Annotated in this window: 10 protein-coding genes; all 10 read right to left on the bottom strand. The window is 56.6% G+C overall.

Annotation, left to right across the window (positions count from 1 at the left end; translation table 11 throughout):
* Window positions 1–20 precede the first annotated feature (20 nt).
* Window positions 21–944, bottom strand: a complete 924-nt coding sequence (locus tag E2H86_RS22245; protein ID WP_133331672.1) for a FecR domain-containing protein — start codon at window positions 942–944, stop codon at window positions 21–23.
* Complete coding sequence (locus E2H86_RS22250; protein ID WP_133331673.1) at window positions 941–1,456, bottom strand: sigma-70 family RNA polymerase sigma factor; 516 nt, start codon at window positions 1,454–1,456, stop codon at window positions 941–943. The genes E2H86_RS22245 and E2H86_RS22250 overlap by 4 nt, the downstream gene beginning before the upstream one ends.
* 124 nt (window positions 1,457–1,580) lie before the next feature.
* Entirely contained in the window at window positions 1,581–1,853 is a 273-nt protein-coding gene (locus E2H86_RS22255) for a DUF3077 domain-containing protein (RefSeq protein WP_165976113.1), read from the bottom strand.
* 120 nt (window positions 1,854–1,973) lie between these two features.
* Complete coding sequence (locus E2H86_RS22260) at window positions 1,974–2,243, bottom strand: DUF3077 domain-containing protein (RefSeq protein WP_133331675.1); 270 nt, start codon at window positions 2,241–2,243, stop codon at window positions 1,974–1,976.
* A gap of 151 nt (window positions 2,244–2,394) precedes the next feature.
* Complete coding sequence (locus E2H86_RS22265) at window positions 2,395–2,637, bottom strand: hypothetical protein (protein ID WP_133331676.1); 243 nt, start codon at window positions 2,635–2,637, stop codon at window positions 2,395–2,397.
* Between the two features lie 758 nt (window positions 2,638–3,395).
* Window positions 3,396–4,289 carry a DUF6708 domain-containing protein gene (locus E2H86_RS22270; RefSeq protein ID WP_133331677.1) on the bottom strand — a complete coding sequence of 298 codons (894 nt, stop codon included), beginning with the start codon at window positions 4,287–4,289 and terminating at the stop codon, window positions 3,396–3,398.
* A gap of 60 nt (window positions 4,290–4,349) precedes the next feature.
* Window positions 4,350–5,243, bottom strand: a complete 894-nt coding sequence (locus tag E2H86_RS22275) for a DUF6708 domain-containing protein (protein WP_133331678.1) — start codon at window positions 5,241–5,243, stop codon at window positions 4,350–4,352.
* A 3-nt stretch (window positions 5,244–5,246) separates the two neighbouring features.
* Window positions 5,247–8,237 carry a T6SS effector BTH_I2691 family protein gene (locus E2H86_RS22280; protein ID WP_133331679.1) on the bottom strand — a complete coding sequence of 997 codons (2,991 nt, stop codon included), beginning with the start codon at window positions 8,235–8,237 and terminating at the stop codon, window positions 5,247–5,249.
* Window positions 8,230–9,168 carry a DUF4123 domain-containing protein gene (locus E2H86_RS22285; protein WP_133331680.1) on the bottom strand — a complete coding sequence of 313 codons (939 nt, stop codon included), beginning with the start codon at window positions 9,166–9,168 and terminating at the stop codon, window positions 8,230–8,232. The genes E2H86_RS22280 and E2H86_RS22285 overlap by 8 nt, the downstream gene beginning before the upstream one ends.
* The coding region (locus tag E2H86_RS22290) for a bacteriophage T4 gp5 trimerisation domain-containing protein (RefSeq protein ID WP_439958289.1) at window positions 9,165–9,785 on the bottom strand (621 nt) is incomplete at its 5' end. The genes E2H86_RS22285 and E2H86_RS22290, both read right to left, overlap by 4 nt.

Consider the following 9,785-nt stretch of genomic DNA (forward strand, 5'->3'; position numbering starts at 1 on the left):
GTGACTCAAGATGGCGCTGGTCATGAGCGAAGTCCCAGGGGCTCCAATCGCACCCAATAGCGCGTCATGCGCCGTACGCGGATTGGCAAGGCGTCTTCCAGACTGAGCAGTGCGACGTCGGTGTCGTCGAGATTGAATGCACCGGACAAGCGCAGTTCGGCCACTTGTGGGGAACACCCCAAGTAACCGGGGCGATAGCGCGCCAGTTCGTGGACCACATCGCCCAGACGCCAATCGACGCTGACCAGCATGCCTTGCACCCAGGCCAGCGCATCGGCGGGCAGGGCGCGCAGCGGCCCCACGCTGTCAGCGTTGAAGTTCATGCTGTAACCGCTGCCGATGCGCACCACTTCAGATGATCGACTGGGTCGTACTTCCACTGCATGGGCGGTCACCGCCACCCTGGTCGAGGCGGCGTCCTGGCGCACGCTGAAACGAGTGCCGAGGGCCAGGATATCGCCGGCTGACGTGCGTACGCTGAGCGGGCGGGGATCCTTGGCAGTTTCCACCAGGATTTCGCCCTGGTGAAGATGGATCAGGCGCTGGCCGGCGTCAAAGGTCACATCTACGCGGCTGTCGGTATTGAGGTCCAGGTGTGTGCCATCGGCCAAGGTGAATTGTCGTCGCTCGCCAATCCGTGTCGAGTAATCGGAACGCCACGGCGAAACCCGATAACCCTGCCAACCGACTACCCCGACACCGAGCAACAGCGTCAATGCCTTTACCGCATTGCGGCGATCCCGCCGTGCTATTACCAGCGTTTGCGCGGCACCGCTGGGAGCGTTGCCAAGGCGGCACTGCAACTGCTCCAGCCGAGCCCAGGCCTCGGAGTGGCGATGGTCAGCGGCGACCCAGGCCTGCCAGGCTAAGCGCGTGGAATCATCGACATGGCTGTCATGCAAGCGCACGTACCAGTCCACGGCGTCGGCGAGAATGGCTTTCAAGCGTCCTCGATCAGCAAGCAATGCATCAGTGCACGAGCCAGGTGCTTGCGAACGGTGCTTACCGACACACCGACCCGTTCGGCGGCCCTCTCGTAGCTCAAGCCATCCAGTTGCACGGCCAGAAAGATCGCACGCGTGCGCGGCCCGAGGCCATCGAGCATGCGGTCGATGGCCATCAGGGTATCGATGATCGCGGCGCGGACTTCGGCAGACGGCGCATGGCGCTCCGGCTGCAGTGTCAGGGCTTCGAGGTAGGCGGTCTCCAGGCTGCGGCGGCGATACAGATCGATGACCAGACCCCGAGCGATAGTCGCCAGGTAGTGACGCGGCTCGTTGAGTGTGCTCGCGGTGCGCGCAAGCATTACCCGGATGAAGGTATCCTGGGCCAGGTCCGCAGCATCGGCGGAGTTGCTCAAGCGCTGACGCAACCAGCCGTGCAGCCAGCCGTTGTGCTCGCGGTACAGCGCCTCCAGGCCCCTATGCGCAGCTCCGTCGAAAACAACGGTGGACATCGCGCGCTTCTCCCCAAAGTCTATAGATGCGAATAAGAATTTGTCGCAAGTCTACTCGGCAGCGATAGGATTGGGAATGGTGGCATGTGGTCGGGGGCTTACTCGGCGGCTTCTTAAGGTGAGGTTACGATGTCTTCTTGCTCCGTTCGATCTCATCCAGCAGCTGTTTCACCATCGCGTTGAGATGGTGGGCGGCGCCGAGCCTGTCGCTGTCGGCCAGCAGGGTGCCGCTGTAGTCCAGATAACGGGCGCACTCCAGCAGCGTCGAGGCCGCTTCGGTCGCTTTCTTCGGAGAGATTCCAGGGATGACAGTGAAAAGCGCTTTGGCACGCTGGGCAGTGAACAGCGCCGATATAGGATCGGACGTTGGGCGGTCCACGGGGGCATTCTGGGGCATGGTGATTCTCCGGTAGATCTTCGAGGTCTGCGCTACGTCAGGGGCCGCCATCGCGGCCCGTCTGAGGTATTTGGTCGCTACCTCAAGGTGTGGCGGCTAGGGGAGGGCACAAGTGCTTTTCTAGCGATTCATGCCCAGTTCGGCGTCATCCAGGAGCGCCTTGGCCAGCGCGCTCAAATAATGGGAGGCCCAGATCAATTGGGGTTGTTCCTCCATCACACCGGTGATGGTGAGCTCTCGCACGTAGCCCAGCAGTTCCGAGGCTTGCTCTCGGGCGTGTTCGCAGGGGATGCCGGGGGATATGCAGAACAGCGGTTGAGTGTGGTCTTCGCCCTGGTAGAACCGGGTCTGGCCGACCGTGTATTTGCGCTCGATAGCGTCCGTGGACATGGTTGTGCTCCCTGAAGTGTTGGGTGCCTGGGCTGGCCGCTTCGCAAGCGAATCGATGCCTACACCGCCACCTGTCGAGACTAGGGGAAGGGAGTGGTGGGCATGTACGGCAGGGTCGCTTCCGACGAGGCCAGGCATGACGTGATGCGGCTTAGTGGCGAGTGTGCGAATCCGCTGGGTGCTGAACCAGGGCCAAGGCTGAGTCGATCAGCTTTCGCAGACCTTCAAGTTCATGCATCGACGCCATGATCAGCAGCGTGACTGGCGATCTGGGCTGCAGTGACATCGCCTGATGTGCGATGGCTTCGGCACAGAGGGCGTAGTCGGCGGCTGTGATTAGGGTGTCTTCGAGGGAGTGGTGATAGTGCGGTGGGTCAGGGACGATCTTCAACATTGCTTATTACCTTCATGATGCCACCACCTGCCTGCTGTCAAACAGAAGGGTGGCAGCTGTGCGTGGGTTGACAGACCGGTGGAATAAGCAAGTCCCGGCGCACGCAAGCGTGCCCCACGCACAGCCACCATAGAAGGCAAGCCGTGTGCTTAAACCGTTTCGGCCTGTCAAAGCCGATCGTTGATGTGCAACGACATCCAGAGACTAGAACGCATCCAGGTCAGGCCGCAACGGAAAATAGGCCGCAACAGTATCTTTGGGAAACGTCCTACAAGGAAGAGCTTTAATCTGAATTTTCTCTGTTTCGTGTGATGCGTTTGGAGGCTTGGAAAACTCAGGGGGAAAGGGGGCAAGGGGGAAAGGGGGGGAAAGGGGGCAGATTTATTTTAATGCCGTAAGGTATTTGGCGCCTGTGAGATCGAGCGCCGCCCGCGCGGCGCATCGCGAGCTGCGCTCGCTACGTTTATTCCGGGCCAATGAGGCCTGTGAAATGCGCGCGCGACCGCCTTGGCGCCTGACTCAATATCGCGTCGTGCCAACAGGGCGGTCGCGCGCCGCTACTACTGACGTTACTGGCCAAAAACAAACGTAGCGAGCGCAGCTCGCGATGCGCCGCGCGGGCGGCGCTCGATTTACGCACCACCTCAACCCCCAAGACAAGCACCTGGTGGCTCGCACCAATCTTCCGCTAAACCAATCATAGCCACTCTTTCCCAACATTCCGTGAAGAACCATCTATTTACCGCCGGATCTTGGCCTCAGCGACGCTTCCTTTCACTTGGTTTGATGGGCGCTTCCTCCAAGGCTTCTGGAGGGGGCTGTGCGGCGCGCACGTTGAACACGCGACAGATGACGTACCAGCAGAGGGCGAGAGAGAAGTTGTAAGGGAACAGCACAGCCCAGAACGGGAGCTGCCAGTTCTTTTTGCCCTGCATTTCACCAGGTTCTCCGGTGCGCCAGGGGGCGTAGTGGCGCCAGGCTTCCGTTGGCGTCAGGCAGATGGCATGAAGCGGTCTGTGCCACCAGTTGGGTTCGCCTGGTGGGGGGAGCTTGTCTGGGCCGTGGTCCATGAAGTGGCGGAGGTATTCCCAGACTTCGGCGACGTATTGGATGTCCGGCTCGGTGGGCTCGTTGCTGTCGATCCAGAGGCAGTCTTTTTGATAGAGCTTGCCGTCTGCGCGCGGCGGTGCGAAGGCTAATGCATAGCTAGTGCTGAACGATGAGCCGCCGAACTCTCGACGTGAAAATAATGCGCCCTCTATTTCACGCCAGTTGAAAGTTATTAATTTTTTAATTCGCTGGTAGTAAATTTTTTTTGTGTGGCGATTGAGATAGAATGAGGAAAGATTTTTGATAAAAAATATCCGATAAATGAGAAATGGTAGGAAGACAAACGGTCCGGATTCAAGCACGATTGGGAAAATATAGGCTCCCTCGAGAGAGTAATTTAGTATGGGGTCGTATAGGTGAGGGTAAGTATATAGCGCGGTGATTATCATCATGGCGGTATATAGCTTGGCCATAAATACTGAGTCGACTACCCAAGGGTTTCGTAATGTCAGCACGTTGCTTTGGATGTGCTGTAATTGCCCTGAAATTTTAGGTGGTAATTTAGTGGTTGTTGTTGGGGTAAGGAATTGTGTGATGGCCATGTTTTCACTTCTCTAGTTTGCGGCAATGGAGACGGATTTATTTACCGCCCGGTCTTGACCTCAGCGACGTTTCCTTTTACTTGGTTTGATGGGGGCTTGCTCCAGGGCTTCTGGTGGGGGCGGTGCGGCGCGTACGTTGAACAAGCGACAGATGACGTACCAGCAGAGGGCGAGAGAGAAGTTGTAAGGGAACAGCACAGCCCAGAAGGGTAGTTGCCAGTTCTTTTTTCCTTGCATTTCACCGGGTTCACCGGTGCGCCAGGGTGCATAGTGGCGCCAGGCCTCAGCAGGCGTCAGACAGATTGCGTGAAGCGGTTTGTGCCACCAGTTGGGTTCGCCTGGTGGGGGAAGTTTGTCTGGGCCGTGGGCCATGAAGTGGCGAAGGTATTCCCAGACTTCGGCCACGTATTGGATGTCGGATTCAGTGGGTTCGTTGCTGTCGACCCAGAAAGAGTCTTTTTGATGGACCGTACCATCTTCGCGTCGTGGTGCGAATGCCAAGGCATAGCTTGTGCTGAAGGATGAACCACCGAATTCGGTGCGTTTGAAAATACCTCCGATAATATGTCGCCATTTGAATGTGATCAGTGTCCTGAAACGTCTGTAGTATATTTTTTGAGTCGATCTGTTCAAGTATATGTGCGAAAGGCTTTTGATGAGAAGGATTCTGTATGCTAGAAACGGAGTAAAGATCAATGGTAGTAGTAAATAGTTCGCTACGCCGCTCGTGTCAGTCAGCACGTTGGCTCTATAGCTGGAGTCGAGTATGTCGGGATAAACTGTGATCATCATGCCCAAGGTCATCGCTGTATAGATTTTGGCCATGAATACAGAGTCCGAGACCCATGGGTTACGCAGAGTCAGCACTAAATTGCTTGATTCTAAGGTTTGACTGGTGACTCTTGCGGTTACAATCGGGTTTGGCTTTTGCGTGAAAAGCCATTGGGTAGCCATATATCATTTCTCAATTGTGGTTGTTAATGATGAGGTTGCTGTCTGGTCTATGCCGGTGTTGGGGTGGAAAGATATTTTCAGGGTCGCGGAGTGATGGTCTTGTATTTCGCTCTTAAAGTTTAGGACTAGTCCGGCGGGTACGGAGTAACACTTGGGCAGATTTTTTGGTAAATTAATATGTGAATCGTTGATGGTTGCGCTTAAGTTTGCATGCCACTCGCTGATGCCTAGAATGAAGCCAGGTAGGAATACAGTAAATTCTATGCAGGGTTGTTGATTTCCAATCTCGTTATGAGTAATTGCTGTCCAGTTGGGAATTCTCCATGAGTCATCCTGAATCCACCCGCTGGATAAACCAGCAAGTCCGAGCTTGCTCGAATCTTCCGTTCTCAGAAGAGTAGGTTGATAAGTTGCGGCGTACCATGCTTTTGTCTCATCGTTTATGTTGGAGAAAGGCCGAAGCTTTCGTTCGTGCGTCGAGGTGATGTCAGATCGATTCTCTCCATCATTTTGCCGAGTGCCGAAATAGGATCGTGCGGTCCATAGTTCAAGTGGAGAGTGTATGCGCTCGTAAGCTTTGGCATGAAGGTATACTCCAGCGAGGATAATCCCCGCACCCAACAGGGCTACCGCGGCGGCAGCCCAACCTGCGAATGGAATGAATACGGTGGGGCCGGCTATGGCCAATGCCCCCTCGAGAAAAATTACTGAACCAACCGCTGACGCGCTTGCCCCATAGAGAGTATAGTTTGCGGCTATGCTATCACCGCTTGCTTTTTGTCTGTCGTATTTTTGATAGTCTGAAAACAAACCGAGGAATATGGCCGGATAACCAGCCAGTCTGGCAAAAAGATTACTTCCCAAAAACTTCGCAAGTCCATTTCCAAATGCCATTCCAGGCGCTGACGGACTGATTCTTAGCAGTAAAGCCTTCTGAGTTGCTCGGGCGCTAACTAACGTCGCGGCCGAGGCCCCAATTACGCCAAAAATTGCGGCTGCGAATCCACTGCTGTACTCCAATGCATCGCTGCTCTGCAGGCTGTTGTAAGCAGACTTTAGCGAAATCACATTGAACCACAACATACCAGCGTTCAAACTAGCTCCCACGCTGGAAGTTAGAAGGCCGAGAAAGTTGGGTTTAAGGTACGAAGTGGTAGTCATTTCGAGCGTGACTGTTCGACTTCCGCTGATACGCAGTTGTCTCATTTCCTCAACCTGCGCCATCCCGCTTTTCAGGTAACGCTCCACCTCCTGACTGAATGGGTTTTCGCTGATCAACTGGTCGGTAAGGCTGTAACGAGCGGCCAGCAAACCCAGCGCTTTCTCCGCATTGCCCTCACGGGCGGCCAGAGATAGCTGTTGGCGAAGGCTATTACTCGCACTCCAGCGAGTCGCCCCGCGCATGCGCTTGAGCACCACCGTACTTACGGACTGAGCCGTTAGGTCGGTGATCCCGGCCATCGCCGGAAAGCGACCGGCCAAACCCTCAATGATATTGTCGCTTCCACCCAGCAAACTCCCGACCGCGTCGGCTTTGTCTTTGAATGGATTGAACGGAGCCAGCGCTGTGTACAGTGGACTGTCATGCTGATCCAACCATTTCTCGAGGCGCTTGAAACGGCGGTCGTCGTTCTCGGTCCCAGGCGTGGGATGGCCCATGGGATGAATCAGCATCGCCAGGGATATTTCCAGCCCGCGGGCGGAGGCTTGCTCATCGCGGTCATAGCAGGCCAGGGCTGCAGCCAGGCTGTAAGGATCGTCGATATGCTGGCTTTCGGCAGTGGCCAGCCAGATGTCGTGATCGTTGCTGGCGTGCAACGCCAGCGTACGCAGGCCAGCGATTCGCTGGGCCATTTCATCGCGGTCATTCAAGAATTGCAGGTACTTGGCTGTATCGATGCGTTGTCCCAGACGCGCCCCACCTGGGGAATAGTCTTCGTGGGTCAAGGCCCGGAAGCGCGCCTCGGCGTCGGACCACGAGCGTTTCGCCGAGCGTAGCAGCAAGCGCTGGGCGGCTTGCTCGGGTGTCGCAGAACCAGCTGGATAGAGACTCTCCAGGGTCTTGTTGAGCAGCATCGCGACCAGATTGCGATGATGAAAGTCGCGGCTTTTCTGACTGATTCGTTCGGCGTCCAGTTGATAGCACGTCGGTACGCCAGCCTGTTCGGCGCCTTGCGCAGGCTTGATATGTTCCAGCTGTTCGGCGGGCATCAGGTCGCGTAATTGATGCTGGAAAGCTGAAACGGTCAGGCTAAGGTCCAGCGCCATGCCTTCGGCGTCGCTTAAGACCACCACAGCCGGGATTTTTGGCTGGGTATAGGGATAATGTCGCGCCATGGCCGACAGCCGGCCGATGGGCAGAATTTCGTGAACTGGGTGGCTGCTCCAGGTCAACGACATGCGTTGGTCGTTGGGCTTGAAGTCTTCTACCCACATTTTCAGGGCGCTGACGGGCAACACATGGGGCTGGGTCGACGGCAGTTTGTTTCCCGCCACCAGTTCAGCCATGTCCAACTGGCGCATGTGTCGCCTTCGCATGACGACGGAACGGGTGATTCGGCGGGTCGTCGCATTGGTCCACAGGTGTGGGCTGTAGCCAATCCAGACTTCCTTGGCGAGGTCTTCGCAGGTATCGGCCCAGACCCAGCTCGTGCTGTAACCGGAGAGATAACGGTTACGTTGGTGGTAACTTTCGAGCCCTTGGTAGCGCAGTTCCTTGTACTGCCCACTGCCATCGTACTCGTGAATGACCAGCTTCTCGCCCTGGGTGCCTTTCATGAACACATAGACATAGCCGGGACGTAGCGCGCGCAAGGTATACGCCGAGTGTTGCAATGGCGCGAAGCCTTGCTCCAGATTGAAGCCGGAATCGGCATAGCGACAGAGCGGTGCGTCGGCGGTGCGTGGAACGATGGCGTAGCGGATAGGTAGGATAGGAACACGCGCGCTGCAGGGTGGGCCGGAGGTGGCACTGCTTACCGAGTTGTCATTCATGGCTGGATTCCTTGCTGTCGATCAGCGCTTGCAGTTCGTGGAGTCTTCCTTGAGGCGATTCGTCGAGGTTGGTGTAGATCTGGCCAGCCTGCTCGTTGCTGATTAGCCACATGTGTTCCGCGACCAGGCGAATGAACTGACCTGCCACTTCCTCATCGCGGAAATTGATTTTCTTCAACTGCGGCAGCAGCGCTTCGATCCATTGACGGACATCCTCCAAGCGATGGGCGGCATACGGCGGCATGGCCAACACTTGGTGCGCCAGGCTGAGGACGAACAGTTCGTGCAGGCCTGCATGAAACAGGTCGAGCTCATGTTGTTGCAGGGTCAGCGCGGGCTCGAGCCTTGACCTGGCGGAGGTTGGCGTCCGCTCGAACGATCGGCATTCATGGACAGGCCCCCAGTCCATTCGCCACGCCAGGCGCGATACGGGACCGAGCCAAGTCTCTCTTTGGTCGTCGTCAAGGGCAGCCAGCCAGGCTGCGAGATGATTTGGTTGAATGTCATGCTTTGCGATCACCTGCCCAGGCAGGACGAACTGCACCATGCTGGTGAAGTGATCCGCGAGCGTCCTCAAGTCGACTTCGGCATCAAGCTTGATAAGCCCACCGAGCGGTTGCCAGGCAGTGGTCGCATGTTGAACCAGTTCAGGTGCGTTGGCCGCATCCAGCAACAAAGGGCCCATTTCATACTCGTCATCCAGGGCTGTGCACTTCCATATCCAGGCGTGTTCCACGTTCTGGGTAATTCGACCAACCAGTTCCAGAAGTGATGGGGCATAAGGTGGAATTACCTCTCCCTTGATGATCTGCAGAGGCTGGAAAGCCCAGTGTTCGATGGGGATCGGTAAGAGCAGCAAGAAGCGATGGTCGGTTTCGTTTCCCTCGCAAGAGCCACTGATTGCGGTAGCGGGCGGCGGTACCTCATTCATACGCCCCTACCTCCAATGCAGCGGCAGTCCGGCAATGCACAGCTGCCGTCAGGGCGACGGCCGCACTGGCGATCCAGCGGCTTACCGCTTGTCGGGGCGCTGTCCAGGGTAAATGGATTCTCAGATCCACCAGCCGATTTGAGCAGCTCGCCGTTTATCCGAATCATTGGACTATCCAGTGTCAAACCGGAAGCGTCGATGCGGATGGACCCTCCCGGTCCCTGGATGACGACTGCTTCAGCCGCCCTCAGGGTATAGATCCGTGTACGACGACGAATCTCCGCTCGGGCCTCCAACTCTGCATGCCCCTCGACCTGTTGTTCGAGATTGCCGCCGATCACGACATGATGGTTGGCCGTGATCCGATCTTGTCGATGGTTGCCAATCGTTTCTATTCTGTCTTTGCCGATATCGATCGTTTGGTTGCGCCCTACGCTCAGCGAGGCGTCTTGACCGATGGTTATTCGTTCGTCGTGGCCCACCGTCTCTTCACGGTCGTTACCCACGATGATGGTTTCATCATGTTCGACATGTTCGCGACGGTCGTTGCCGACCTGGGTCGTCTCATCATTCTTGACCACATTGTTCTGGTCACGCTCGGCATGGATGAACACCTC

This window comes from Pseudomonas putida (genome assembly GCF_004357765.1).
Classification (GTDB): Bacteria; Pseudomonadota; Gammaproteobacteria; order Pseudomonadales; family Pseudomonadaceae; genus Aquipseudomonas; species Aquipseudomonas putida_U.